The sequence below is a fragment of the Anoxybacillus sp. B2M1 genome (assembly GCF_001634265.1).
In the GTDB taxonomy this organism is placed as follows: Bacteria; Bacillota; Bacilli; order Bacillales; family Anoxybacillaceae; genus Anoxybacteroides; species Anoxybacteroides rupiense.
In genome coordinates this window covers 2,114,171-2,138,888 of the sequence record NZ_CP015435.1, presented here as the reverse complement: position 1 = coordinate 2,138,888, position 24,718 = coordinate 2,114,171, and the positions used below count along the sequence as shown (strand labels likewise).

Sequence of the window (24,718 nt, the reverse complement as noted above, 5' to 3'; positions counted from 1 at the left end):
CCTAATATGAATTATAACCGAAATTCGAAAATTAGACAAATCACTGAACAAACATTAATCATTGGCGTTGATATCGCAAAACACAAACACGTGGCAAGAGCTCAAGATCACCGGGGATTCGATCTATCGAAGGCCGTTGTATTTGAAAACTCAAGAACAGGGTTTCAAACGTTTTTAAATTGGGTACACACCTTGATGAATCAACATGAAAAAAGAGATGTCATCGTAGGAATGGAGCCAACGGGACACTATTGGCTAAATCTTGCTTACTTCTTACAAGCTTATGACATCCGATGTGTTACCGTGAATCCGATGCATGTGAAACGAAGTAAAGAGCTGGATGACAACTCTCCTACGAAAAATGACGTGAAAGACGCAAAAGTCATAGCCCAACTCGTCAAGGATGGACGATATTCCATCCCGATTCTTCCAAAGGGAATCTACGCAGAATTACGTGAAGGCATGAAACTTCATGATATGATGACACAGGATCTATATGCGGTTCAAGCCCAAGTACACAATTGGCTGGATCGCTATTTTCCGGAGTTTCTTACGGTGTTTAAAGATTGGACCGGAAAAGCAGCGCTGCAACTTTTAAAATTGGGATATCTTCCAAAAGAAATCGCAAAGATTCCATGCGAACAGCTTCTTTTGGAAGTCAAGAAAGTCGTCAAACGAGCCGTTGGAAGGAAGCGAATCGAACAATTGAAAGAGGCAGCCCAATCCTCTATCGGGCTTCAAACGGGCACTCAAATGGCCAAGGAAGAATTACGTTATTTACTCGAGAAATACGAGTATTTAACCCATCGTCTAGACGAACTGGAAAAGCAATTAAGTGAAATGGTTCAAACGATTCCGGGCGCCAAAGAGATGAGCGAGATCAAAGGCATCGGAGAAATGACGGTTGTGGGCTTTTTCGCGGAAGTGGGTAGCCTCCACCAGTATCAGCATCCACGCCAAATCATCAAACTGGCGGGGCTGAACTTAAAAAAGAATGAATCAGGGAAACATCGAGGAAAAACGACGATTAGTAAACGAGGCCGAAAACGACTGCGCGCCCTCTTATTCCGGGTGGTGATGCCCCTATCAGCGAAAAACAGAGCCTTTAAAGCCTTACATGAATACTATCGCACACGGCCGGATAACCCATTAACCGGTAAGCAGTCTCTTGTGGCATTATGCAGTAAACTTATTCGAATCTTGTTCACGATTGGTCGACGTCAAATTCCGTTCAGTGAAGAGAAAATGATGCAAGATATTCCACACTTAAAGACATTACAGGAAGTCGCTTAACCTGAAAACACGTATTGAAGGTAGACATCAGAAGCACGGAGAAGTCGGTCGTTATCACACCATACGGGCATAGACCCAGCAAGTGAGCATAAACCGACCTCCACCTCATGGATAGGTTGAACGAAGGAATGTAGGAGCGAAAGGACTCCGTGAGACATGGGAGGGTACACCGCCATGAGACGAGTGGAGATCCATTGGTGCGATCATAGGGAAAAGTCCTCCATTTTCAAAAAAATAGGATGATGGAGTTTGTTCCCCTACACCCTACCTATCCAAAAATTTATAAATATTGAATTTATATCCTTATTCCTGATGTCTACGAAACGTCGATGCTTATAAAAATCAAAGAAATTTAAAGAAAAAACGAGTAAATCAATATTTTATAGAGGGAGGGGGATTTGCCAAAAAACTTTGTTATATTTTGTCCAATCCTGACCCAGCAAGGCAAGGTGGATGCCGTTTTAATCATTCGCTATGATGGAGCACACTATATGAAGAAAATGCACCATCAACTACACAAAGGAATGGGAAGGATCTTTTTACTATTTTTTATTTCTTATATTTTTTATTTATTGCTGCTCTATGTCCGCTTAGACAAACTATCTTTTAAAAAATATAGCGAAGAAGTGCAAAGGATTCAGCATCGTCTTAAACGTCTTTCTGAAATATCTATGGAAGGAATTATTATTTATTCGGGGCAAACGATTTTGGAAGTGAATCATGCTGCATGCCGGTTATTCGGTTATACAGAGAACGAGCTGATGCGGACACCGATGGAAGCGCTTGTCGCTTCCCCTCCATTGCCAGATTGGACGCAATCTTTGGTTGAAGATACGACATATGAAGTGCATTTGCGTAAAAAAGACGGCACGACTTTCCCTGCAGAGGTTTTGAAGCGCAAATATGATGATTATTCCCGATCCCGAATGGTCGATGTAGTAGCCGTCCGAGATATTACAGAACGAAAAAAACATGAAGATCGAATGAACTATATTGCGTTTTATGACGATTTAACAGGTTTGCCTAATAAAGAAATGCTCTATCAGATGTTAAGCGAAAAGCTAACGGATGCACAAAATCTCAAAAGAAAAACAGCAGTTATGTTTATGGAAGTGAAGGGAATAAAAGCGGTAAACGATTTGTATGGCTATACGGTTGGGGATCAAGTGCTTCTAGCATCCGTGGCGAAGATAAAAAATCTAGTCGGTGAAACCGACATTTTTGGCAGATGGGGCGGGAACGAATTCATCGTTATTTTGCCGCAAGTGGACAGAGACGAACAAGTAAGCGAATTATGCCAGCGTTTAATCGAAGCAATGGAAGAGCCGTTGATCGTGAACGAACAGGAATTTCGCTTGACGCTAAAAATCGGCATTAGTTGTTATCCGAAAGATGGAGATAATGGTCACACATTAATTCGCAGAGCTGATATAGCTAGACATGAATTGTCAAAACAGGCCATTGGCCAATTTCGCTTTTTTGAGAAACAAATGAATCGAACCATTTATGAAAAAATTCATATGGAAAGAGAATTGCGCAAGGCGCTGGAAGCGGAGGAATTTGAGCTTCACTATCAGCCGCAAATTCAACTGCAAACAGGAAAAGTGATCGGAATCGAAGCACTTATCAGATGGAAGCATAGGGAAAAAGGAATGATCTCGCCAAACGCATTTATTCCGATTGCCGAAGAGACGGGTTTCATCATTTCGATTAACGAATGGGTTATGGAAACAGCATGCCGGCAAACAAAGCTGTTGCTTCATCAATATCCTTCCTTATCCGTTTCTATTAATTTGTCGCCTTGTGAGTTTGAAAGCAGAAAGCTTATTTATAAGCTTGCGAAAATCCTTGAAAAAACCGATTTTCCGCCCCATTGCCTAGATATCGAAATTACTGAACGCATGACGATGGATACGGAAAAAGCCATTCCGATTTTAAAAGAGCTGAAAAATGTAGGTGTCAATGTCAGTATTGATGACTTTGGGACAGGGTACAGCTCGTTAAGCTATTTGAAAAAACTGCCGATTGATCGCTTGAAAATTGACCGTTCATTTGTGCAAAATGTCCAAAAAGAAGAAGAAGCTATTTTGCCAGCGATTATCACTTTAGGGCATAATATAGGTGTAAAGGTGCTTGCGGAAGGGGTAGAGACAGAGCTGGAGGCTGCCTATTTAAAAGAAAAACAATGCGACGAAGTGCAAGGCTATTATTATACAAGGCCGCTTCCGTACGGCGAATTGGTACAATTTCTTGATCAGCATAAACAGCAAGCAAGTGCCATCATAAGCTAAAGATGGATGTGAGATCAAATGGATATTATTTCAAAAATTGCGGAGGAAAGAATTCGGGAAGCCTTGAAAAATGGGGAATTTGATCATCTTCCTGGATTGGGCAAACCGCTGGAGTTGGAAGATTTGTCGCATATTCCTGAAGACTTGCGAATCGGCTATCTGCTGTTGAAAAATGCCGGATATGTCTCTGAGGAAGTCGAATTAAAAAAGGATGTAATGACCATCGAAGACCTATTGCGTTGTTGTGATGATGAAACAGAAAAAGAGAAACTCAGGAAAAAACTGAATGAAAAACTCCTTCGTTGGAATTCGCTTATGAAAAGGCGCAATAAAACGAATTCTCAAGCCTTGCGCGACTATCAACAGCGGATTGATGAAAAGTTTCGGTAATCAATAGAAAAAGCTTGCTGCGGTTTATCGGCAAGCTTTTTTATTTTGCGTGCAAAGTTTCTTGAAAAGTGGGGAAGATATCATTAGGTTTGCTATTTTGTTTGACTCCATCATTTTGAATTTCAAAGGAGAGTGAAACATGATGAAAATGCGATGGATTTTTTGGGTGTTAGCGCTCATGCTTGTGATTCCCACAGGAGCGCTGGCGGAACAAAGAGAGCCTAGCATGGAGGCAGGAGCTCAAGCATTTGCAGGGCATATGTTCAAACATGGAGAACTGGATGAACAAAAATGGCTGGAAATTGTAAAAAAATATACACCGAATCAAGCTGCAGAATGGCAAAAGATTCTTAATGAACGAAAAGAACTAAGAAAGCAACTGCAAAGCGAAGAAGTGCAAAAGGCCCTGCAAGCAAAACATGCAGAGATGAAAAAGAAAAGAGAAGCGGATTTTGACCAATTAATTGACCGTCTTGCCAATAAAGAAATAACCAAACAGCAGTTCAAAAAAGAATGGAAGAAGTTACATAAACATAAGAGATGGATGACAAAAGTAGAAAGACAAAAATTGTATAAGCTTCATCATCAAACGCATGAGGCAATGAAGAAAAATGATCAACAGGCCCTTTCTTCCTTGCTTCCACAATGGTTGGAGCATATGAAGAAAGAAAATGAGCGTTTGGCCAAATGGATTCAAGAAGCGACACAAAAATAATATAGGCCATTTGTAGTGACATCTAAGCTAGCTCTTGCAAGGAAAATCTTCCTCAATAAAAGCGCGCCTGCGCCTTTCATAAGGAGGATTCCTGCGCAAGAGCATTTTTATTTGGCAAGGAGACAAGCAAAACAGCGGTTGTAAATATCAAAAATACGGAAAAAATAACTAGGATTCAAATGAAGAAATAATTGAAACGGTCTTTTCGCTTCTTAATAAAAAAGAAATTCGTGTTTACTCGATTTGTTTGGTATTGTTGGGCTGGTCTCGACACCGATATAGATACTATAATGGAGAAAAAAGGCCAAGAGTTTCTATACGGCCGTTTTTGGCAAAGGAGAAATTCGTATGGGATATCCGGTGATGCTGCATATCGCCAATCAACACGTTGTTGTCATTGGTGGGGGGAGGGTGGCCGAACGGAAAATAAAAGGTTTGCTGGAGGCGGAAGCAAAAATTACGGTCGTCGCTCCTTCTGCTACAGGGGGGATTCAACAGTTAGCGGCAGCCGGAGCACTCGTTTGGCGCCAAAAAACATTTTCTCCTGACGATATTAAAGAAGCGTGGATGGTGATTGCGGCCACGAATAATCGAGAAGTAAATGAAGCGGTGGCCGCCGCAGCGGAGCCTTATCAACTGATTAACATTGCCGATGATCCAGAGCGGTCTAATTTTCATGTTCCGGCGGTGGTAAGGCGTGGCCGATTGACGATCGCTGTTTCAACAGGAGGAGCGAGCCCGACTGTCGCCCAGCAAATCCGCCGTCAGCTTGCGGAACAATATGATGAAGATTGTGGACGGTATATCGAGTTTCTTTACGAGTGCCGCCAATTTATTTTGCGGAATGTAAGCGATGAGCGAATACGAAAAAAATTGTTTAAGGCGATTGCCCAGGAATCGTTCCGCAAGAAGGGAAATTGGGAAGAAGAGTTCCACCGACTTTTAGAAATGACCTTATAAATGAGAAGAAAACCTGTTTGAATGAATAAATCTTCGAAAAAAGTGAAAGAGGGATAAGTTTTTTAACAGCTTTCCCAAGTCTCCTATCTTCAAGGAGCGGGAAGGGCGACAGCCCAGTGAGCAGGGGAGATGAATGTCGGTGATCGCCAATCGATAGGATCCTCTATCGTTCAAACGGACCCCTTCGGAACGAAGGAAAGCGTAGGGGGGATTGTGTGTGGCTTACCGTTCAGCGGACACGCGCAAGTCGCTTGAAACCCCCTCTTCTAAGCGAAGCGTAGGTGGTGGGTAAGTTCACGCAGGCCGTCTTTCAGAAAGGCGGACCTGCTTTTCTTTTCTAATTTTCCCATTTGTACGTCCAAAACCGCTCCGTTTTCAGCCATTCTAACGCGTCACCGCCGCGTTTAGAAGCAGCGCTCATCAATCCTTCTGTTTGGGAACGGTGTGCTTGAATGGCGGCGATTTTTTTATCAATGACTGCGCTGACATCACGGACGATATCAGGTTTTCCCAAGTCTTGTTCGCAATTTTTAGCAAATGCGACACAATGGACAATTGGCCGCTCTTCTTTTGGAATTCGCTGGACGGCGTGAATGACAGCTGCCCCGCATGCGTCATGGTCAGGATGAACGCTATAGCCAGGGTAAAACGTGATGATTAAAGATGGATTCGTTTCTGCTATAATAGCGCTAATGCGATCAGCGATCAGTTCTTCATCTTCAAATTCAATCGTTTTGTCACGGAAGCCGAGCAAGCGCAAATCGTCAATGCCAATCGCTTCGCATGCCGCTTTTAACTCTTGTTTGCGAATGAGCGGCAACGTCTCACGGTTAGCAAAGGGAGGAGTTCCCATGTTGCGTCCCATTTCTCCAAGAGTAAGGCAAGCATATGTGATCGGAGTGCCTTTTTCTGCATGCATGGCCAGTGTGCCGGAAACACCAAATGCTTCATCATCTGGATGGGGAAATACAACAAGTACATGTCTTTCCATTTTCATCCCTCCTTAAAAAGGTTCATGGCTCAATTGTAGAGCAACTGCGAGCTTCCCTTCATAATCATGGCCGGCAAGCAAAAGCTGCCCTTTGTCAGTCATCTCCCAATCTGTTAACCCTTCTGCATATATCCAGCCCAACTCCAGCTTTAATCCGATACGGTAAGGTCCTTTGCCAACGATTTTTCCATGGCTGAAACGGATTCGTCCGTTGCGGATGTATGCACCTGCTGAGAAAAATCCTTCGTTATGATGGGCAGCGTATGCCCCGTTTGTTGTTTCTAAATGCAAGTACACGTCTTGACCTTTGAACTGATTCAAGACGGTTTGTACCTCTTCAATACGAATCGGCTGCAAAAAAACCCCTCCTCGAACATCGTTTTTATTATTGTACATGAAAGCTAGACATAAAAGAAAATATTTCGTCCGCAAGACGTTTGCAAGGAAGCGGTGAAAAAATAGACCATATCGATAAAGATCGTGCCCATTTTATATCATCCTCCGAGAAGTCTTCCATTTCTAAACGAAGGGTAGGTGAGAGAGGTTCATAGATGATGATTGATGGATGCTTTGATTCCAGCAAACCTATGAGGAAAGACTAGGGATCAATTTGTAATTTTGAGGCTGCAGCGAGAGAAGGTGTCGTTCCATTTACGTGCTTGTTTGGGTTTTTTGTTGTATAATATCTAAAAATAGAGAAAATGCGAAAAATATGGCTTCATAGGTTTAGAAACTTGCACCAATTGAGTGATAGGAGAGGTGATTTGGATGAGTTTTCAAGGAAATGGTGTAACGTTTTTAAACATTGATGGTGCATATGTTTCGCAGCCAGGCCTTCGTCGGCTGCCGCACGAATGGATTGATTTAATGGATGTAGCGCATACCAACCTATATTGTGAGCAAGCCTCTTTATGCGAGTTGGAAAGGCGCATCCAAACATGCAGAAACCTTGTGTTTATTGGCAGCGGTAATTACCACTATATCTCATATTTGTTGATGAAAAGAATCCAAGAACCGTTTACGCTCATTTTGTTTGATAATCATACCGATATAGGGAATGGGACGGATCATGAACAAATCATCTCCTGCGGTTCGTGGGTTTCTTATGCTCTGGAGCTTCCTTTACTGCAAAGAGCCGTGATTGTCGGACCTACACGGTGGCAGTCTTCTCTTTTTTCTTCTGAGACCATTGTCTTGTCAAACAATATCGTTTCTCCGAATCTTCTTTTATCCCATATTCAAACAGAGAATGTATACATTAGCATTGATAAAGATGTTCTTCGCGAGGAGGATGCCATGACCAATTGGGATCACGGAACGATGCCGCTTTCCGCTTTGATTGGTTGTCTGCAAGAGTTGTTTGTTCATAAAAATGTAGTAGGGATCGATATATGCGGCGAGTATCCGCAAGCTTCCATTTATCCATTCGATCCAGTGAGTCGGGAGGCGGTTCGCAAAAATGAGCATGCGAACATGTGCATTGCTCATAACTGTTTGTACGATCCGCAGCCTACAACTTTTATTATCCAATAAATGGTAATACAATAGCGCCCGGTGCTGGGAAACAACCGGGCTGTTTTTAATAAATAATGCGAAATGTTTTTTCGTTTGGAATAGGATCGATGGATTGAATATCTAAATGGGTCACTTTCGAAAACGGAGAGCCCTGGCGAATTTTATCAATAAATAGATGAATTCGCTCTTCATGTCCTTGCGCTTCCAGTTCTACCGTTCCATCCTCATTATTTTTTACCCATCCGGTTAAATCCCATTTTAATGCTTCATGTTGTGCATAATAGCGAAAGCCGACGCCTTGGACGCGGCCATGAACGATCACATGCAATCGCTTCATTCCTATTGCTCCCCCTCCTTGTATGTCCCCTATCTATCATCATACACGAGAAGAGGGATTTTCCATACTCATATAAATGTCCAGACCAAAAAATTTTTCTTTAATTGAAAGAAGAAAAATACGCCTTTATTGATATGGAGGAATGAAGCATTTTCCACATCGATGAAACTTGCTGCTGTTCGATTTGTTTACGACCGTCCTTTTTTGATAGGACCTTCGTTTATATATCAATCGGATTGGAAAGGAACTTTTCAAACTCCGATCGTTAACCGAGAATATTTTTGTAGCTTTTCTTTAATAAGCTCTTTAAGAAAAGGATGATACCCTAAATAGCCGCATAAGACCCATTGCTGGTCGGAAGAAGTAAGAGAGCGCAGCCGCTGTTCGATTTTTTTCATTAACACTCCGGTAAACAGTAAATAAGGGACGACGAAAATCGTTTGATAAGAGGATTGCTTAGCTGCTTGTAAGGCATCCTCCAGCGATGGTGCGGCTGCAGCAAGAAAGCATACGTCAACACGGGAGACGTTTGTTTTTTGCTGCAACATGCCGGCGATTGTTTTCATCGCGCTTTTTGTGTCGGGATCGCTGCTTCCACGGGCAACAAGAAGAATCATGGCACGTTCATGAAGCGGAACAGCGCTCTCCATCATTCGTTCGATGATGATGGAAACCATTTTTTCATGGATGCCGAACGGTTCATCTAATAAAATTTGCAAAAAAGGGTAGCGCTGTCTTGCTTTTTGGATGGCCTCTGGAATATCTTGCTTCACATGTCCAGCGGCAAGTAGCAAAATAGGAATGACAATGATGCTTGTTGCCCCTTTTTTTACGCAAATTTCGATTCCTGTTGCGATATCAGGGTCTGCCAATTCAATAAAACAAATTTCTTGAATCGGGAAATCGATCGACATTTTGCACTGTTCAACAAAAGTGATCGCTTCTTCACAAGCTTTCGCTAGACGGCTTCCATGACAAACATATAAAACAGCCTGCATAAGCGCCTCCTTAAAATGCTTCGTTAGCAAACGATGATGCTTGGAATCTTAATTGCTCGAACCATTGAATTTTTTCTCGCAGGGCGACAACCTCGCCTATGATAATCATGCTTGGATTTTCGATTTGTTTTTGTTGAACAGCTTCGACAATTGTTTCAAGAGTGGCTGTCACGGTTTTTTGTTCGTACAGCGTGCCCCATTGGATCACGGCTGCAGGAGTGGATGGCGCTTTTCCGTATTTGATTAACCGATCGCGAATATATGGAAGATTGCTGATGCCCATATAAATGGCGATTGTGTCAATTCCTTTGGCAAGGCTTTCCCATTTGATTTCTTCTTGGTTATCGGCACGCTGATGGCCTGTAATAAAGGCGACGCTTGAGCTGAAGTCGCGATGGGTCACAGGAATGCCGGCATAAGCGGCTGCAGCGATACCGGACGTAATACCAGGAACGATTTCAAAGTCAATGCCATGCTTGGCCAGCATCTCGGCTTCTTCGCCGCCGCGGCCGAATACGAATGGATCTCCACCTTTTAATCGTACAACGATTTTTCCTTTCTTCGCATGGTGCACAAGGAAATGATTGATGGTTTCCTGCTGCATAGTATGATAGCCGGGGAGTTTTCCACAAAAAATCAATTCTGCTTCTTTTTTGGCATATGTCAGCAGTTCTTCATTAATAAGGCGATCATATAAAATCACATCTGCTTTTTGAATGCACATTAATCCTTTGACGGTAATTAGTTCTGGATCGCCGGGACCTGCTCCGACCAAATACACTTTTCCCATCCTTCCGTTCAGCCCTTTCTGTTTAAGCATTCTTCTATTGCTGCACATGAATGTTGTCTTTGTCAATTGGCCAAAACGCCTGCAAACATATTGGCTGCTTCATTTGTCTATTATTGAATGAATGGACAAGTTAGCGCCAAGTTTTAAAGTATTGGCATGATAAAGGTGAGCGTTAAACTTGACTTCATCTGATCTTTCGAACACAGGTGCGTTAGTGAGTGATTTTGTATCACCCGTCGTACGGCTAGCTTGGGTGGCGAGGTTCATTGTAAACAATAAATCCTCCGCCGCGGCGAATAGGTTTTTTCTCATGCAGCGAAATATCGATAAAATCAGGAACCTTCAGAAAATGTTTTTCAAGCTCTACTTCGACAAGACGAAACGCTTGCTCGTCACTGCTGGCAGCAATGACGAGATAGATGGTGTTTGTTTGCGTTGTTACTTCAAAGCGATATAAATACATCGGCGCCACCTTCATGCAACTGTGCTGAAATTCGTTAAAATGCGATCCAATTCTGCCTGCAACGCTTCAATGCCGACGCGATTAAAGTAATCAAGAAATGTCTCGCCAGGCAGCTTTGTTTCTTGAAAATAGGAGAACAGCAATACAAGCACTTCTTCGATTTGTTCTGCCGGGATCTTGCCTTTTAATTTTTCGTTAAATTTTCCGTCGTTTTGCAGCGTACCGCCTACATAAATTTCAAACGCCTCAACCATGCCTTTGTCTTTTGTTTTCATTTTGATCCCTTGAAGCCCGATATCGCCAATTTGTCTTTGACCGCAAGAGTTTGGACAGCCGACCATATGGATGCGCACGGGAACATCAAGCTGTAAACGGCTATCTAAGTATTCTGCGACATGACGCATCCGTTCTTTTGTTTCAACCAATGCGAGATTGCAAAACTCGATGCCTGTGCAGGAAACGGAGTATCCAATGAACGTTTTTGGCCGCACGGTAATCCGCTCAAATATTTTTTCTTGAAGCACCGACTCTACATATGAATCTGGAATGTTGGGAATAACAAGATTTTGTGAGTTGCAAAAACGAACCTCGCCGTTTCCGTATTGGCGGGCTATTCTGGCAATCTCAAATACTTCGTCAGCGCTGAGACGCCCAACCGGTACGTTAAAGCCGATATAGTTCAGCCCTTCCTGCTTTTGGCGGTGTACACCGTAAAAATAGCCGGCATTCCAGCCTTTTTGCACCGTTTCGCCTTTGGATGGCAGCGGACCTGTATATTCTAAAAGCTTTTCTTTAAATTTTTCCACTCCCCAATCAGCGACAAGGAATTTAAGACGCGAACGATGACGTTTTTCGCGATAGCCATAATCACGGAAAATAGTTGTAATAGCAATGGCGACCTCTTTTACACGTTCTTGTTCTACAAATATATCAAGCAATTGGGCAAGATGCGGAGCCGACGACAACCCGCCTCCGACTTTTACGTGGAAACCTAATACTTCTTGACCGTCGATGACTTTTTTGGCCGGTATAAAGGAAACACAGTGAATTTCAGCATTGGCTGCGTTGTATACGTTGGCACTTATCGACATTTTATATTTGCGTGGTAAATTAGAAAAATCTTCATTGTGCTGGAAAAATTCATAGACTTCGCGAACAATATGCGTTGTGTCAAATAACTCGTCTGGGTCGATGCCAGCTAGAGGATTGCCGACAATGTTGCGAGTGATGTCACCGCATGCGCCGGCTGTCGATAGTCCGACACGCTTTAATCGTTCAAAAATATCGGGAATTTGTTCGATTTGCAGCCAATGGAATTGAACGGCCTGCCGTGTCGTGATATCAAATAGGCCACGCCCGTAATCGCGGGCAATCCCTGCCAATGTTTCAAGCTGTTCATTATTTAAAATGCCGGAAGGGACGCAGACGCGCATCATAAAATAGCCGGCTTCTTTGGGACGCTGTAAATACAGTCCAGCCCATTTAAAATAATCCCAGTCTTCTTGAGGAATCGCGGCAAACCCTTCTTTTGCATAACGCGGGATCTCATCAAAAATTTTTAAACCGTCTTTTTCTAGCTTTTTTAATTCGGTTTTGTTCAGTTTTGGATTAGCAGCCCATGTTTTTTCGTACGCCATCTTTATAAATCCTCCTTAATAAAGTGTCGATCGCGTAAATAAGCCATCACTTGATCGGCACATTGATGAATGGAATGAAGGTGGGTGTCAATGATGAGTTCCGGAGCTTCCGGAGCTTCGTATGGCGAATCAATGCCGGTAAAGTTGCGAATTTCTCCGTTTCTAGCTTTTTGATATAGCCCTTTTGGATCGCGTTTTTCGCATTCCTCAAGCGGGCATTTTACGTAGATTTCGATAAATTCATCGCTTTCCACCAGCCCACGCACTAGCGCACGGTCTTGAGCGAAAGGGGAGATAAACGCTGTTAACACAAATTGCCCGCTGTCGACAAACAATTTGGCCACTTCGCCAATGCGGCGGATGTTTTCAGTACGGTCTTCAGCAGAGAATCCCAAGTCCTTGTTTAATCCATGGCGAACGTTATCTCCATCAAGCACATAATTTTGAATGCCGAGATCAAATAGCTTTTTAGAAACGGCGTTAGCTACTGTCGATTTTCCAGAGCCAGACAGCCCAGTGAACCATAAAACACAGCTATGATGGCCGTTGCGCTGGCGGCGTTCCTCCTTTGTCACGGCCGTCTGATGCCAAACAACGTTAGTGTTCAATGTGATTTCCTCCTTTGTTAGCGAGCGGAATGAGGAACTGCCAACCCCTTAATAAGCACTTGCACCACTTCTGGACGGCTGAATGTGCTAGGCGGTACTTGGCCGCTTCTCAACATTTCTCGTACTTTTGTTCCCGATAATACCACGTGATGTTCGCTGCTATGCGGACATGTTTTTGTTGAGGCCATTCCCTCGCATTTTGTACAATAAAAGCTATGTTCAAAAAATAATGGAGTAATGCCGAGATCTTCTGGAGAAAAGTTTAAGAAAATCTTTTGAGCATCATATGTGCCATAATAATTTCCAACGCCAGCGTGATCGCGTCCGACAATAAAGTGCGTGCAGCCGAAGTTTTTGCGCACCATCGCATGGAAAATGGCTTCCCGTGGCCCTGCATAGCGCATGGCTGCTTGAAAGACGCCAAGAAACACTCGATCCTTCGGATAGTAGTTTTCCAAAAGTACTTGATAGCTTTCCATGCGAATATCAGCTGGAATATCGTCGTCCTTTGTTTCGCCGACAAGCGGATTTAAAAATAGTCCATCGACGATTTCAAGTGCGCATTTTTGAATATATTCGTGAGCGCGATGCACAGGATTTCGCGTCTGAAAGCCGACAACGGTGTTCCACCCCAATTCAGCAAAGCGTTGGCGTGTCTCGGCTGGATCGAAATAAAAGGAAGCAAATCGTCCTTTGTTTGTTCGATTAACAAGGGTGATCGGTCCCCCGACGTAGACATTGGGTCTTTCGAATAATTTTTTGACTCCAGGATGATCCCAGTCCTCTGTTTGATAGACAAGAAGGGCTTCCTTTTGTTTATCAGGCACGTATAGCTCTTGAACTTCCATCACGCCGTATACTTGGCCGTTATGGACAAGCTTTACCGTTTCGCCGATGGAAAGCTCAGCTGCTTTTTGTTCACTCACAGCAAGCGTAATCGGAATGCTCCAAACGATGCCATTGGCAAGGCGCATCGTTTTCACAACAGATTCGTAGTCCTCCTTTCCTAAAAATCCTGTTAGCGGGCTGTATGCGCCAGTACCGATCAATTCAAGATCGCTTAATTCTGCATTGGACAGCTCAATTTTTTTCGTCACAGAGTGGAATGGATATTCCGGGTTCCAACGATTGATTAATGTACCGCCATGTGGGGTGCTTAAGCTCATTTTCATTCCTCCTAAAATATAGTAAATAGGGCCGCTATGGTTAGCGAGCGTTGTTAACGATTGATATCGCTTGTGTTTATAAAAGCGATAGGATAACTGTGATTTAATATTAAATTCCTTCGCCATGTTCGTGCAAAGAGCGCTTTTCTTCTGTCACTGTTTTTTTGAGACTGATGATTCCTAGGGTGGACAGAAAGACGCTAAAAATAGCAATAAACGTGTAAATATCGCTGTCCAGCAGTAATTTTACAAGACTATAAGCGATAACAAGAGAAAAAATAGGTGAAACAACCCAAACCTTTAACAGCTGAATAACAATTCGTTTTTGCCAAATGTACGTTCCTGTTTTGGCTGTTCCGATTCCGATAATAGCGGATGTGGTAATCTGCGTTAATGGCACTGGCAGTCCGAAAAGGGACGAAAGAATGACAAGGATGGCTCCTGTTCCTGAGATTGCGCATCCTTCAAACGGAGAAAAATGAATAATTTTTTTCCCGTTCGTTTCGAGCACGCGCCCGCCCAGTAAAACGGCTCCTAATGCTACAAATAAGCCGCCAAAAAAAGTGCCGGAATTCACTGAGATCAAATTGGCGCCGACGAGAGGGCCGACAGCGTTGGCCACGTTGTTCATTCCAGCTGAAAAAGCTTCAAAAAAGCCAGTCACAATTAACAAGGACATCAGGCTTTTTTTCCACATGCCCTGTTCAATGTAAGGATGTTTTTCTTTAAGTCGCAAAAACCATTTTCCAACGATAAAGGTAAAAGTAAAGGCGATGACTGGAATGATGATCCAAATGGAAACAATAAATAGAAGTTTAGAAAGATATAACGTTTGATAAGCCATGCCGGCACCGACGACAGCACCAACCGTAATTTCGCTTGTTGATAGTGGAATTCCTATCATATTGGCCGCAAATAAGGAAATAGTCGAAGCTGCTAGAATAATCGTGACAATTTTAATCGTTAAAATGGACGAAGGGATGATGCCAGAACCAATTGTTTTCACGACTTCTCCTCCGCCAAGACTCCCTAGAAAAACACCGAGACCACAAAGAAGGAGGGCGATGGATTTCCGCTGAATGGCTCCTGAGCCATAGGCTACTCCCATCGCTGCGGCTGCTCCGCTAGCTCCGATATTCATGGCGAAAAAGAAGGAGACGGCAAAAGCAACGACTAAAAGCATGTATGCCCCTCCTTATGATTCATGGAGGCCGCATTCGACTTTTCCGCGTCCAGCCCATCTGCCTGAACGCAAATCATTTGCATCAAGCGCAGGAGATGTGCACGGCTCACAGCCGATGCTTGGGTAGCCTTTATCATGAAGCTCGTTGTATGGCAGCTGATGTTTATAGACATAGTTCCATACGTCTTTCCAAGTCCAGTGAATCAGCGGACATATTTTAATAGATTGAAATTTTGGGTCTTTATTCAGAAATTCCACATGTCTCCGTGTGGAAGACTGCTCGCGGCGCAATCCAGAAATCCAGGCTGGCACACCTGTCAAGACTTCGCGCAGCGGGATAATTTTGCGAATTTCACAGCAGCGATTTGGCTCATGCACCCATAGTTGCTCTCCCATTTGTTCTGCCTGCTCTTCTAGCGATAGGCGCGGCTTTTTCATTACAATGCGAAGCGAAGGATATTTCTTTTGAACCTTTTCAATCGTTTCGTATGTTTCGCGAAAATGGAGACCCGTATCGAGAAAAACAACGGTTGCGTCCGGTTTAACTTTAGAGATGAGGTCGATTAAGACGATGCCCTCAATACCGAAGCTACAGGCATAAACAACCTCCTCTCCATAATGCTCATAAGCCCATCGAATAACATCTAAGGCTCCTTTTGTTTCATTGTCAATTGAGAAGAATGGCATTTCTCCATTCCATGTGTCATAAGTCAGCAAGGTTGCTTCCTCCTTCATTTAGTGGTAAAAAAAGACCGTTTTCACCTTGCTCTTTACGATAGAAGGGAAAACCGCCTCTAGTTTGTCTAGTCAGCGCGCCTTATTATTTAATTCTTATCTTTTCGTTTTTTTCAAGTTGAATCACTTTGCCGTCTTGGATCACAAGCGTGATCGTGCCAAATTTCATTGACTGCAGCATTTCTTGTATTCTAGTAAAAATGGCAGCGATTTGCTGTTCATTTCCCATTACGATTCCTCCTTAGTGTCAATAAATAAAAAAGCTTTCCATTTCGGAAAGACAAAGGAGGCTGCCTATTTCACCTTATCTCCCAAAATGGTTCCCATTTGGATGGACGTAGCACCTTGCTTCATGAATTTGAAGTAGGTTGCCGGGGTTCATTGGGCCAGTTCCCTCCCCCACTCTTGATAAGTATGTAATTGACTAAAATTTTAACATAATTCGAATAAATGTCAACCCGAGTTTTTCGATAGGAATTTATTTTTTCATTTTCACATTATTTGTCGAGAAGTCTCCTATCTCTTAATGAAGTGCTGGTCGGGGAGGTTCATTCATGTGATGGGGAATATAGAATGAAAAGGGATAACATCATATAGATCGTTATGAAAATGGGAAAAGATAGGAAGGGAGAAGAGGGGGAGGCCATTTTTCAAAATGGTTCCATTTTACTTCCCGCGATTAGCTGCGATCTTTGTTTGCTAAGCGGGATCTGCGGGAGAATATGCCTAAAAGAATGACAGACAACGACCATTTGGACATTGTCTGTCACCTAAAAAGCTGACGAGGCGCCTTTTTATAGAAAAAACGGAGCAGGCGCGGACACCGCTTCCAGCATGGAAAAGCCTCTATCTTGTTTCGTTATCGTTTGCGTAAATTTCCAAGCTCTTCGACAATGGCTTGCATTTCATTAGGGCTGAAGGAGCTTTTTCTCATGACCATTTCATAAAGATCTCTTAACTCCTCATATAGCGTTTCGTCAAAATGGGATGACTTCATCACATCAAAGTTGAGAACCTTCAGCTTTTCCTTTATTTTTTCAATCATGTATTCCATATTTTCAAGAGATTTTTGCGATAAATCCAAAAGTCTCATCCTTTCTGAATTTGATGGATAGAGTCATTGTACCATATGGAAGGAATGAAAGAATATACATGTATACTGTTATTTTGTTTATAATGGATAGCGAAGGGAGATGTGTTGTGATGATTAAAGTGTTATTTGTTTGTCTTGGGAATATTTGCCGATCACCAATGGCTGAAGCCATTTTTCGCGACTTGGTCAAAAAAGAAGGGCTTGAAGATCAAATTATGATCGATTCGGCGGGAACGGGGAATTGGCATATCGGCAATCCGCCTCATGAAGGAACGCAAAGCATTTTAACAAAGCAGGGAATTGATTTTTCGGGAATTCGGGCAAGACAAATTGGCGAAGAGGATTTGCGGATGTTTGACTATATTATTGCGATGGATGTCGAAAACATGGAGGATTTAAAGCGCTTGGCTGGATATAATAAAGCTGGCTTTGTTGGCCGTTTACTTGATTTTGTTCCAGACAGCGATATAGCTGATGTACCGGATCCTTATTATACAGGTAATTTTACCGAAGTGTACGAGCTAATCCAAAAGGGCTGCCGGCATTTGCTTGAAGCGATTAAAAAAGAACAAGGAATATAATCAACCAAAGGGGGAGGAGAAGATGAAAATCGCAAGAAACATCATGATCGGAGCGGTTATTGGTGCAGCTGTTTCGCTGCTTGATCGAGAAACGAGGCATTCGCTGAAAGAGGTATGGGGGCAACGGGGCAAGCTGATTCGCCAGCTGCCAGAGCGAATCCATGAATGCCGCGAGAGTATAGGACAGCTTGCGGAAGACGTAGTCTATACAGCGGAAAAAATAAAAGAAGTAGCTGAAAAAACACCAGAGATGATCGAGTGGGTAAAAGAATCATACGATGCAATCAAGCATAAAGATCTTCGCCTGAAAAAGTGAAGGGAGCATATTGGTCATGATGATGAACCTCACGTTTATACGTGAAATGGTCAAGCGGTTTCGGGAAGATGAAGTCTCTCGTCTTTCAGCTGAGTTAGCTTATTTTTTCCTTCTTTCTCTTTTTCCTTTTCTGATTTTTTTATTTACATTGATGGCGTATTTGCCAATCGAGCATGAGGACGTTTTATCGGTTGTTCGCCAATATGCCCCGAAGGAAGCGATGGACCTTATCGAAGCAAATATTCATTATGTTATGAATCACCAAAATGGCAAGCTGTTGTCATTCGGAATTATAGGAGCTGTCTGGTCTGCTTCGAATGGTATTGACGCTATTGTTCGTGCGTTTAATCGTGCTTATGATGTGCAAGAAAGCCGTTCCTTTATCGCGGCTAGAGGCGTGTCCATTTTGCTGACATTTGGAATGATGCTTGTGATTGTAGTGGCTCTAGTATTGCCTGTTTTTGGGAAAACGATCGGGCTTTTTTTATCCTCCATGCTCGGCATTTCGGGTATCTTTTTAATGATTTGGAGCGCGTTTCGCTGGATTGTCAGCTTCCTTATTTTGTTCGGTGTGTTTACTTCGCTGTATTATTTTGCTCCGAATAAGCAATTACATTATAAGCAAGTGATGGCAGGTGCCATGTTTGCTACCATTGGCTGGATTGTTACATCTCTCGCTTTTTCTTATTACGTAGAGAGTTTTTCTAGTTATACATCTATGTATGGGAGCCTTGGGGGCATTATTATTTTAATGATTTGGTTTTATTTATCCGGAATGATCATTGTGTTGGGTGGAGAATTGAATGCGGTTTTGGAATGCCAACGAGAAGGAAGGAAACGGGAGCGGTAGAGCGCAATTCCCTTTTATAAACTGCGATTGGAGCGGGGATGATAACCATTGTATCCGGTTAGTTAAGGAGGAATCATCATGACAAAGCATACTAAAAAAGATGGCGGCACGAAACAAAAAGGAAAAAACCGGCCAAAGCATAAAACAAGCAGCAGTGCAAACGGACAAAATGGATACCATTAAATAAAAAAAGAAAAGGGCTGTCGTCAAGGCAGCCCTTTATTCAGCGAGTTCCTCGTAGTGATAATAGGTTTGATTATAAATGTGTTCAATTTCCGCATCTGTCATGTATAAAAGCTGTTCTTTTGTGAATCCTTTAACTTTTTCAATAAACTCAATCATATTTTTCCGTTCGGCTCTGCTCATTCTTCCTCTCCCTTTCACACTGTTTTAAAACAGAATTTATTTTTGTTGTTTGTATTATATAACAGAATGGAGAGAAGGTCAATATATTTTTATGTCTTCTCATGATGAATCTTCTTCAGTCAAGGAGACAGAACAGGTTGGTGATAAAAAAAGGAGATCAATGATCTGCGATCTCCCTGATCTCCTTTGGTTTATTGTATGCAAGGATAAGAAAAATGAGGAACAAAAGGGTGCTGACAGTGACAAAAAAGCTGCCTCCTTGTTTGTATTGGATGATGACTCCAAGTGAAAAAGGCCCCACCATGCTTCCCACGCTGTAAAGGATGCCAGATAATAAATTTCCGGCTGGAAGCAGTGTTTTTGGGAGCAAATCGGCCATATAGGTAATGCCAAGCGAAAAGAGCGAACCAACGAACATCCCAGCCACAAAAAAGCAGACAAAAAGACCAAGAGGTGAATTCGTAAAAAACTGAGCGCTGATAAAGCTCAAACTCCCAAGAAGCACAGCCGTAATAAGGACCGTTTTGCGGCCCAAGCGATCGCTAAAAATGCCGAGCGGTAATTGAAATAGGATGCTTCCAATTGAAAAAGCTGGCAAAATAAAAAAGGAGATATGTTCGACCGAAATGTGCTCTCGTAGCGCATAAACAGGGAAAATGCCATGAATGGAAGCCTCTAGGAAACCATAGGCAAACGGAAGCGATAATGCCGCCCAAGCATATTTCCATGTTTGTGTGAAACGGCGCAGCCCACTGGATTTGTCTGAAGCGTCGTTGACTTCAGGATGCGCATTTTTGAGCGAAAAAACAGTAAGCCATCCTGCAAAGCTCAATAAGGAAGATAGGAGAAACGGCAGCGCCTCGTGAATCTCAACAAGCGATGCAAGCATCGGGCCAACGGCAAAACCAATTCCGAAAAATAAGCCATATAACGATAAATTGCGCCCGCGGCGTTGTGCCGGCGAAAAATCGGTAATCCATGTTTGAGTCGCAAAATGAAGCATATGATCGCCGATTCCAATGAACAAGCGTAATACAAACCAAAATAAAAATGAATGCCATAGTGGAAATAAAAGGAGAGACAATAGTACAATAAAACCACCGAGCATAATCATAGGACGATATCCATATTTTCGCAATGGCTTTTCGAGAAACGGAGAAATCAGCAACACACCTATATACATGGCAGTAGCGTGCATGCCGTTAACGGAAGAAGAAAATCCGTGCTTTTCCATAATAATAGATAACAAAGGAAGCAGCATGCCTTGCGATAATCCGGAAATAGCAACAATGCTGACTAGAATCCAAAGTCGCATAATGAAACCCCTCGTTTGCTAAAAAGTACGTCGATTATCATGGTACATAGCTTTTGGATGGAAAACAAGAAAAAAGAGGTGAGCAATCTATGGAATTTGTGATGAAGGAAGTAGGGTTTTACACGAATCTTGAATATGGAGATTTACATGTAGCTGGAGATGAAACTTACGGTTTCCGTCCTTATCAGCTGCTTGTTTCTTCCATTGCTGTTTGCAGCGGCGGAGTATTGAGAAAAATTTTAGAAAAGAAACGATTGCATATAGAGGACATAAAAATTCGGGCTGATGTGGCACGCAATGAAAAGGAAGCGAACCGTGTGGAAGCCATCCATCTCCATTTTATGATTAAAGGCAGCGATTTAGATGAGAGGCAAGTGGCGAAATCATTGGAAATCGCCAGAAAAAACTGTCCAATGGTTCAGTCGGTGAAAGGCTGCATCCGTATTACGGAAACATTTGAGCTTATTCCATAGTGGAAAGGTTGGGTGCAAAAGATGAATAAAATATTTGCGCTAATGGTGTTTGTCGGGGTACCGCTATCAGTGATTGGAGGACTTCTCCATTGGCCTTCAGTGATGATGTTTTTGATTTATTGCCTTACGATCATTGCGTTAGCGAGCTATATGGGCCGGGCGACGGAGAGCTTGGCCATTGTGACAGGTCCGCGTATTGGTGGACTGCTAAATGCAACGTTTGGCAATGCGGTGGAGTTGATTATCTCGGTTTTTGCATTGAAAGCGGGACTGGTAGAAGTAGTACTAGCTTCCTTAACAGGCTCGGTATTAGGCAATCTGTTATTGGTTGCAGGGTTATCGTTTTTTGTGGGGGGACTCAAGTATAAGCGCCAAGAGTTTAATGTGTATGATGCTCGTCATAACGCAGGGTTGCTAACATTTGCTATTTTAGTGGCGTTTGTGATCCCGGAAGTATTTTCGACGAATATGCCGCAAACGAAAACCTTATCGCTAAGCATTGGTATTTCCGTCATTATGATTATTCTTTATTTGGCCGCTCTGTACTTTAAGCTGGTGACGCATCGCGGCGTCTATCAGCACAAATCGGACGAAGCAGAGCATCATGAAGAGCCGGAATGGGGCAAAGGAAAAGCGATTACGATTTTAGCTCTCGCTACTGTAGCGGTTGCTTACATATCGGAAAGGCTTGTTCATACATTTGAAACAGTGGCTGAATCGTTTGGCTGGAGCGAGCTGTTTATCGGAATCATCATCGTTGCGATTGTCGGAAATGCGGCAGAGCATGCTTCTGCCATCATTATGGCGTATAAAAACAAAATGAATGTGGCAGTTGAAATTGCCATTGGGTCTACACTGCAAATCGCCATGTTTGTCGCTCCTGTGCTTGTTCTTATTTCTCTGTTCTTCCCGACAAGCATGCCGCTTGTTTTTTCGCTTCCTGAATTGGCGGCGATGGCTACATCTGTATTGCTGATTATCGTTCTTTCAAATGACGGAGACACCAACTGGTTCGAAGGGGCTACGCTTTTGGCTGCTTATATTATTATGGGAATCGGCTTTTACTTGCTGTAAAAAAGGACTCTGCGTTTGCAGAGTCTTTTTTCGCTTGTCCTAATCGACCAAGCAATGGCGGTATTGCATCAATAGGAGGAAAAACAGCACATCTATGAGATAGTATATCATATTATTTGAATATTTTTAACATTAAAATGAATAATAATAAATTTTTTTAGGATGGATAAACGTTCTTTTTTTGAAAAAAATAACGAAGAAAGCAGCAATGGAAAGGAGTTGGTGCAATGAAAAAGTGGATCATTAGTTGTGTAATGAGCGTTCTAATGATATATTCGCCTATTTTAGCCGACGCCGCTGCACCCAAACAAGTGCTGGGCAATTCCGCTGTCGATATATCAAAGGAAAATACGTATCCGAATTCGACGCAGGATTTGCCTTATTTACAGCCGAGCTCTCTCGCTAAACAATTGATTCAATCGGCCAATGTTAAAATTGAAAATCCAGAACTGATTCGTTTATTAAATGAATCATCAATATCAAGCACTCCGTTCTCTATCGGATATCGAGCAACGATTTATTTGGGTCAATGGCCGCTTAACTATCAATCGCTAGAGACCTCAACAAACTGGGAATATCAAAAGGTGAATACCAACTTTTTGGATAATCGCGGCGGCAAAGCAGCACAAAAGCTGCATTATAGACAAGAAATGCAAAAGCAAATTCGCGGCGGATTAACAGCGCAAGTTCCAAGCGAGGAAGCGGTCAAAAAGATGATGCTGCTAACGGCAATGAAAAAAACCAGCTTGCCATTGTCATTTAGTACGGTGATTGGCATCGGAACGAAAAAAGACCAGCCGTATCAAGTGCCAGCGAAGAAAATGGGCTACTTATATGCATATGCTCCAGCGGTGAATGAGAAAGGAAAGGTCACATATGGAGAAGTATATATTGTCCTCAAAGGAAACAAGAAAAAAATCATGGTCAAAAATGTGACGACACAAGGAATCGGTGCCTGGATTCCAGTTCAGGACCGCCTCTCTTTTTCTTATGTGATCAGCGATCAACCAAGATAAGGGGGCTTGTTCAAAAGCCTTTACAAAAGAGTGGATGGGAAAATAGATTATTTTTCCATTTACTCTTTTTCTTTTTTCTGAAGTTCACGTGGCGGATGCCTGCAAACATGAACCGATTCCTTGGTTGGAATAGATGAGCGACCCAACTAGCTAAAAAGAGGTTTATGTCTCTTGTATGGATGGATTCGTACATCTGTTTGTTTTTGGAACATAGTAATAAATGTCGTGTGATTTGCTCATCTCTTAATTTTAGGAAATTTCCATTTTGATAAACGGGTACTCTTTTTCAATGGTTTCCCTAAATATAAACCTCTTCCCCTTCACTTCGTTTAGAGGTAGGAGACTTTCTGTTGGATGTGTTAAATATAGGAAAAGGCTCATCATCATCGTATTCACATATTTATCCACAAAAATCATATTGATTTGATAAGATTTTTCCTAGTTATACACATGATTCACAAAGATATAAATATGCTTTTTGTGAATAACTTCTCCATTCGGTGTATAGCTTCAAAGCATTTTTTCATCATACCCACAATTTCCGCTTCTCATATAAATGGTTTTATTATGACAATCACGTGAACGATATTGCAAATAAAGTAAAAATAAATTACACTAAAGATGTAATGAATTAGTGAAATGTTTCACAAACTAATACGAAAGAACAGAACTTTATATACTTATTTTTTTGGTACATTATGTGAAATATTTCACAAATAAAATTTGGGAGGAATAAAAAATGAAATGGTATCAAACTCCTCAAGCAGCCGTTATTTGGACCGTGATGAGAGTGTGGTTGGGGATTCAGTGGTTGGAAGCAGGACTTCATAAGGTGACAGGGGAATTTGATGCGAGTGGTTTTTTACAAGGTGCTTTGGCAAAAGCGACAGGAGAAAATCCAGCTGTTCAAGGATGGTATGCTGCTTTTCTTGAAAATGTTGCGATTCCAAATGTCAAGCTATTTAATATTCTGATTCCATATGGAGAAGTGTTTGTTGGGGTAGGGCTAATCATTGGAGCGGCAACGATTCCAGCATTGCTCGCAGGAGTGTTTATGAACTTGAACTTCTTGTTAGCGGGTACTGTGAGCACAAATCCCGTTTTATTAACAGCGGCAGTTATATTACTATTTGTAGGAGCAGGGGCTTACTATTTCGGAGTGGATCGATTTGCGATACCAGCTTTGAAGCAATACATTGGTCAACGTAGAAGACGAACAAACCAACACAAACGAGCAGCTGCACATTAAGAAAAGGCCTTTAGATTGGACTCGTCCCAAAAGAGCGTGTCAGATGTCTGCTAATTTCAGAAGGGGGTGGGCATTGCCACTATCCTGAATCCTGTTTGCACCTTTTCCAGTCCACGGAACAGAAATCGAGTAAACGACAGATTGCCCTTAATGTTTCCGAACGCATCTTCGATATCCACTTTACTCTTCGCATAAAGGTCTGCCTTCTGTTCGGCCTTAAGGGTTGCTTTTGCCTTTGATTTCATCTTAATGGCGGACAAAGTCCCTTTCGGTTTTGTCCGCCATTTTACAATATCTAGGATGAATACGATGT

29 protein-coding genes and 1 riboswitch are annotated in these 24,718 nt (G+C 42.4%); of the genes, 13 read left to right on the top strand and 16 right to left on the bottom strand.

Going from position 1 to position 24,718, the window contains the following annotated elements; genetic code table 11:
- Positions 1 to 6 precede the first annotated feature (6 nt).
- The 5 genes from GFC28_RS10405 to GFC28_RS10385 all read left to right on the top strand — a co-directional run bounded on the left by GFC28_RS10405 (position 7) and on the right by GFC28_RS10385 (position 5,649).
- A complete protein-coding gene (locus GFC28_RS10405; RefSeq protein WP_066329493.1) occupies positions 7 to 1,293 on the top strand; it encodes an IS110 family RNA-guided transposase in 1,287 nt (428 codons plus the stop codon).
- 398 nt (positions 1,294 to 1,691) lie between these two features.
- Entirely contained in the window at positions 1,692 to 3,584 is a 1,893-nt protein-coding gene (locus GFC28_RS10400) for a putative bifunctional diguanylate cyclase/phosphodiesterase (RefSeq protein WP_066401578.1), read from the top strand.
- Positions 3,585 to 3,602: 18 nt separating this feature from the next.
- On the top strand, positions 3,603 to 3,974 hold the full coding sequence (locus tag GFC28_RS10395) for a DnaJ family domain-containing protein (protein WP_044743869.1): 372 nt from the start codon (positions 3,603 to 3,605) through the stop codon (positions 3,972 to 3,974).
- 142 nt (positions 3,975 to 4,116) lie between these two features.
- Complete coding sequence (locus GFC28_RS10390) at positions 4,117 to 4,689, top strand: hypothetical protein (RefSeq protein ID WP_044743903.1); 573 nt, start codon at positions 4,117 to 4,119, stop codon at positions 4,687 to 4,689.
- Between the two features lie 348 nt (positions 4,690 to 5,037).
- Complete coding sequence (locus GFC28_RS10385) at positions 5,038 to 5,649, top strand: NAD(P)-binding protein (protein WP_044743868.1); 612 nt, start codon at positions 5,038 to 5,040, stop codon at positions 5,647 to 5,649.
- Between the two features lie 337 nt (positions 5,650 to 5,986).
- On the opposite strand, the gene bshB2 is transcribed toward GFC28_RS10385, so the two are convergent.
- The gene (gene bshB2, locus GFC28_RS10380) at positions 5,987 to 6,640 is read right to left on the bottom strand and encodes a bacillithiol biosynthesis deacetylase BshB2 (protein WP_044743867.1); all 654 of its coding nucleotides are present in this window, start codon (positions 6,638 to 6,640) and stop codon (positions 5,987 to 5,989) included.
- A 12-nt stretch (positions 6,641 to 6,652) separates the two neighbouring features.
- Positions 6,653 to 6,997 (bottom strand): YojF family protein, encoded by a 345-nt coding sequence (locus GFC28_RS10375; RefSeq protein ID WP_044743866.1) that lies wholly within the window; start codon positions 6,995 to 6,997, stop codon positions 6,653 to 6,655.
- Positions 6,998 to 7,408: 411 nt separating this feature from the next.
- On the opposite strand from GFC28_RS10375, the gene GFC28_RS10370 reads away from it, so the two are divergent.
- Positions 7,409 to 8,173 carry an arginase family protein gene (locus tag GFC28_RS10370; protein ID WP_044743865.1) on the top strand — a complete coding sequence of 255 codons (765 nt, stop codon included), beginning with the start codon at positions 7,409 to 7,411 and terminating at the stop codon, positions 8,171 to 8,173.
- 46 nt (positions 8,174 to 8,219) lie between these two features.
- On the opposite strand, the gene GFC28_RS10365 is transcribed toward GFC28_RS10370, so the two are convergent.
- From GFC28_RS10365 to GFC28_RS10320, 11 genes are all read right to left on the bottom strand, one after another.
- Complete coding sequence (locus GFC28_RS10365) at positions 8,220 to 8,492, bottom strand: acylphosphatase (RefSeq protein ID WP_044743864.1); 273 nt, start codon at positions 8,490 to 8,492, stop codon at positions 8,220 to 8,222.
- A 251-nt stretch (positions 8,493 to 8,743) separates the two neighbouring features.
- Entirely contained in the window at positions 8,744 to 9,490 is a 747-nt protein-coding gene (locus GFC28_RS10360) for a sirohydrochlorin chelatase (protein WP_044743863.1), read from the bottom strand.
- A 10-nt stretch (positions 9,491 to 9,500) separates the two neighbouring features.
- Entirely contained in the window at positions 9,501 to 10,280 is a 780-nt protein-coding gene (gene cobA / locus GFC28_RS10355; protein WP_044743862.1) for a uroporphyrinogen-III C-methyltransferase, read from the bottom strand.
- Between the two features lie 244 nt (positions 10,281 to 10,524).
- Complete coding sequence (locus tag GFC28_RS10350) at positions 10,525 to 10,743, bottom strand: DUF3906 family protein (protein ID WP_044743861.1); 219 nt, start codon at positions 10,741 to 10,743, stop codon at positions 10,525 to 10,527.
- A gap of 11 nt (positions 10,744 to 10,754) precedes the next feature.
- Entirely contained in the window at positions 10,755 to 12,380 is a 1,626-nt protein-coding gene (locus GFC28_RS10345; protein WP_044743860.1) for a nitrite/sulfite reductase, read from the bottom strand.
- A 2-nt stretch (positions 12,381 to 12,382) separates the two neighbouring features.
- The gene (gene cysC / locus GFC28_RS10340; protein WP_044743859.1) at positions 12,383 to 12,988 is read right to left on the bottom strand and encodes an adenylyl-sulfate kinase; all 606 of its coding nucleotides are present in this window, start codon (positions 12,986 to 12,988) and stop codon (positions 12,383 to 12,385) included.
- A gap of 17 nt (positions 12,989 to 13,005) precedes the next feature.
- Positions 13,006 to 14,154 carry a sulfate adenylyltransferase gene (gene sat, locus GFC28_RS10335; protein ID WP_044743858.1) on the bottom strand — a complete coding sequence of 383 codons (1,149 nt, stop codon included), beginning with the start codon at positions 14,152 to 14,154 and terminating at the stop codon, positions 13,006 to 13,008.
- Between the two features lie 109 nt (positions 14,155 to 14,263).
- Positions 14,264 to 15,337 (bottom strand): sulfate permease, encoded by a 1,074-nt coding sequence (locus tag GFC28_RS10330; protein WP_044743857.1) that lies wholly within the window; start codon positions 15,335 to 15,337, stop codon positions 14,264 to 14,266.
- A gap of 12 nt (positions 15,338 to 15,349) precedes the next feature.
- Positions 15,350 to 16,054 (bottom strand): phosphoadenylyl-sulfate reductase, encoded by a 705-nt coding sequence (locus GFC28_RS10325; protein ID WP_044743856.1) that lies wholly within the window; start codon positions 16,052 to 16,054, stop codon positions 15,350 to 15,352.
- 103 nt (positions 16,055 to 16,157) lie between these two features.
- On the bottom strand, positions 16,158 to 16,301 hold the full coding sequence (locus GFC28_RS18880; protein ID WP_082063674.1) for a YezD family protein: 144 nt from the start codon (positions 16,299 to 16,301) through the stop codon (positions 16,158 to 16,160).
- Between the two features lie 72 nt (positions 16,302 to 16,373).
- Positions 16,374 to 16,487: riboswitch (SAM riboswitch) on the bottom strand.
- 444 nt (positions 16,488 to 16,931) lie between these two features.
- Positions 16,932 to 17,156, bottom strand: a complete 225-nt coding sequence (locus GFC28_RS10320; RefSeq protein ID WP_044743855.1) for a DUF1128 domain-containing protein — start codon at positions 17,154 to 17,156, stop codon at positions 16,932 to 16,934.
- A 119-nt stretch (positions 17,157 to 17,275) separates the two neighbouring features.
- Between GFC28_RS10320 and GFC28_RS10315 the strand changes: the two genes are divergently transcribed.
- The 3 genes from GFC28_RS10315 to GFC28_RS10305 are packed head-to-tail and all read left to right on the top strand — an operon-like array spanning position 17,276 to position 18,912.
- On the top strand, positions 17,276 to 17,746 hold the full coding sequence (locus tag GFC28_RS10315; RefSeq protein ID WP_044743854.1) for a low molecular weight protein-tyrosine-phosphatase: 471 nt from the start codon (positions 17,276 to 17,278) through the stop codon (positions 17,744 to 17,746).
- Between the two features lie 22 nt (positions 17,747 to 17,768).
- Positions 17,769 to 18,062 carry a YtxH domain-containing protein gene (locus GFC28_RS10310; RefSeq protein ID WP_044743853.1) on the top strand — a complete coding sequence of 98 codons (294 nt, stop codon included), beginning with the start codon at positions 17,769 to 17,771 and terminating at the stop codon, positions 18,060 to 18,062.
- Between the two features lie 16 nt (positions 18,063 to 18,078).
- Complete coding sequence (locus GFC28_RS10305) at positions 18,079 to 18,912, top strand: YihY/virulence factor BrkB family protein (protein ID WP_044743852.1); 834 nt, start codon at positions 18,079 to 18,081, stop codon at positions 18,910 to 18,912.
- 219 nt (positions 18,913 to 19,131) lie between these two features.
- On the opposite strand, the gene GFC28_RS10300 is transcribed toward GFC28_RS10305, so the two are convergent.
- Both GFC28_RS10300 and GFC28_RS10295 read right to left on the bottom strand, forming a co-directional pair.
- On the bottom strand, positions 19,132 to 19,278 hold the full coding sequence (locus GFC28_RS10300; protein ID WP_044743851.1) for a BH0509 family protein: 147 nt from the start codon (positions 19,276 to 19,278) through the stop codon (positions 19,132 to 19,134).
- Positions 19,279 to 19,435: 157 nt separating this feature from the next.
- Positions 19,436 to 20,593, bottom strand: a complete 1,158-nt coding sequence (locus tag GFC28_RS10295) for an MFS transporter (protein ID WP_044743850.1) — start codon at positions 20,591 to 20,593, stop codon at positions 19,436 to 19,438.
- An 89-nt stretch (positions 20,594 to 20,682) separates the two neighbouring features.
- On the opposite strand from GFC28_RS10295, the gene GFC28_RS19290 reads away from it, so the two are divergent.
- The 4 genes from GFC28_RS19290 to GFC28_RS10275 all read left to right on the top strand — a co-directional run bounded on the left by GFC28_RS19290 (position 20,683) and on the right by GFC28_RS10275 (position 24,405).
- Positions 20,683 to 21,066, top strand: a complete 384-nt coding sequence (locus GFC28_RS19290) for an OsmC family protein (protein ID WP_044743849.1) — start codon at positions 20,683 to 20,685, stop codon at positions 21,064 to 21,066.
- A gap of 21 nt (positions 21,067 to 21,087) precedes the next feature.
- Positions 21,088 to 22,140, top strand: coding sequence for a calcium/proton exchanger (gene cax / locus GFC28_RS10285; RefSeq protein ID WP_044743848.1), 1,053 nt, complete (start codon positions 21,088 to 21,090; stop codon positions 22,138 to 22,140).
- Between the two features lie 227 nt (positions 22,141 to 22,367).
- Positions 22,368 to 23,156 (top strand): YfkD famly protein, encoded by a 789-nt coding sequence (locus tag GFC28_RS10280; protein WP_044743847.1) that lies wholly within the window; start codon positions 22,368 to 22,370, stop codon positions 23,154 to 23,156.
- Positions 23,157 to 23,895: 739 nt separating this feature from the next.
- Positions 23,896 to 24,405 carry a DoxX family protein gene (locus GFC28_RS10275; RefSeq protein WP_044743846.1) on the top strand — a complete coding sequence of 170 codons (510 nt, stop codon included), beginning with the start codon at positions 23,896 to 23,898 and terminating at the stop codon, positions 24,403 to 24,405.
- A 56-nt stretch (positions 24,406 to 24,461) separates the two neighbouring features.
- Here the strand turns inward: GFC28_RS10275 and GFC28_RS20270 are convergent, their stop codons facing one another.
- The gene (locus tag GFC28_RS20270; protein ID WP_044743845.1) at positions 24,462 to 24,650 is read right to left on the bottom strand and encodes a transposase; all 189 of its coding nucleotides are present in this window, start codon (positions 24,648 to 24,650) and stop codon (positions 24,462 to 24,464) included.
- Positions 24,651 to 24,718 lie beyond the last annotated feature (68 nt).

Bases quoted from the DNA above. Each gene is read 5' to 3' on its own strand.
- GFC28_RS10405 (WP_066329493.1), top strand. From the start codon at position 7: ATGAATTATAACCGAAATTCGAAAATTAGACAAATCACTGAACAAACA.
- GFC28_RS10395 (WP_044743869.1), top strand. From the start codon at position 3,603: ATGGATATTATTTCAAAAATTGCGGAGGAAAGAATTCGGGAAGCCTTG.
- GFC28_RS10390 (WP_044743903.1), top strand. From the start codon at position 4,117: ATGAAAATGCGATGGATTTTTTGGGTGTTAGCGCTCATGCTTGTGATT.
- GFC28_RS10385 (WP_044743868.1), top strand. From the start codon at position 5,038: ATGGGATATCCGGTGATGCTGCATATCGCCAATCAACACGTTGTTGTC.
- bshB2 (WP_044743867.1), bottom strand. From the start codon at position 6,640: ATGGAAAGACATGTACTTGTTGTATTTCCCCATCCAGATGATGAAGCA.
- GFC28_RS10370 (WP_044743865.1), top strand. From the start codon at position 7,409: ATGAGTTTTCAAGGAAATGGTGTAACGTTTTTAAACATTGATGGTGCA.
- GFC28_RS10365 (WP_044743864.1), bottom strand. From the start codon at position 8,492: ATGAAGCGATTGCATGTGATCGTTCATGGCCGCGTCCAAGGCGTCGGC.
- GFC28_RS10360 (WP_044743863.1), bottom strand. From the start codon at position 9,490: ATGCAGGCTGTTTTATATGTTTGTCATGGAAGCCGTCTAGCGAAAGCT.
- cobA (WP_044743862.1), bottom strand. From the start codon at position 10,280: ATGGGAAAAGTGTATTTGGTCGGAGCAGGTCCCGGCGATCCAGAACTA.
- GFC28_RS10350 (WP_044743861.1), bottom strand. From the start codon at position 10,743: ATGTATTTATATCGCTTTGAAGTAACAACGCAAACAAACACCATCTAT.
- GFC28_RS10345 (WP_044743860.1), bottom strand. From the start codon at position 12,380: ATGGCGTACGAAAAAACATGGGCTGCTAATCCAAAACTGAACAAAACC.
- sat (WP_044743858.1), bottom strand. From the start codon at position 14,154: ATGAGCTTAAGCACCCCACATGGCGGTACATTAATCAATCGTTGGAAC.
- GFC28_RS10330 (WP_044743857.1), bottom strand. From the start codon at position 15,337: ATGCTTTTAGTCGTTGCTTTTGCCGTCTCCTTCTTTTTCGCCATGAAT.
- GFC28_RS18880 (WP_082063674.1), bottom strand. From the start codon at position 16,301: ATGGGAAATGAACAGCAAATCGCTGCCATTTTTACTAGAATACAAGAA.
- GFC28_RS10315 (WP_044743854.1), top strand. From the start codon at position 17,276: ATGATTAAAGTGTTATTTGTTTGTCTTGGGAATATTTGCCGATCACCA.
- GFC28_RS10310 (WP_044743853.1), top strand. From the start codon at position 17,769: ATGAAAATCGCAAGAAACATCATGATCGGAGCGGTTATTGGTGCAGCT.
- GFC28_RS10305 (WP_044743852.1), top strand. From the start codon at position 18,079: ATGATGATGAACCTCACGTTTATACGTGAAATGGTCAAGCGGTTTCGG.
- GFC28_RS10300 (WP_044743851.1), bottom strand. From the start codon at position 19,278: ATGAGCAGAGCCGAACGGAAAAATATGATTGAGTTTATTGAAAAAGTT.
- GFC28_RS10295 (WP_044743850.1), bottom strand. From the start codon at position 20,593: ATGCGACTTTGGATTCTAGTCAGCATTGTTGCTATTTCCGGATTATCG.
- GFC28_RS19290 (WP_044743849.1), top strand. From the start codon at position 20,683: ATGGAATTTGTGATGAAGGAAGTAGGGTTTTACACGAATCTTGAATAT.
- cax (WP_044743848.1), top strand. From the start codon at position 21,088: ATGAATAAAATATTTGCGCTAATGGTGTTTGTCGGGGTACCGCTATCA.
- GFC28_RS10280 (WP_044743847.1), top strand. From the start codon at position 22,368: ATGAAAAAGTGGATCATTAGTTGTGTAATGAGCGTTCTAATGATATAT.
- GFC28_RS10275 (WP_044743846.1), top strand. From the start codon at position 23,896: ATGAAATGGTATCAAACTCCTCAAGCAGCCGTTATTTGGACCGTGATG.
- GFC28_RS20270 (WP_044743845.1), bottom strand. From the start codon at position 24,650: ATGAAATCAAAGGCAAAAGCAACCCTTAAGGCCGAACAGAAGGCAGAC.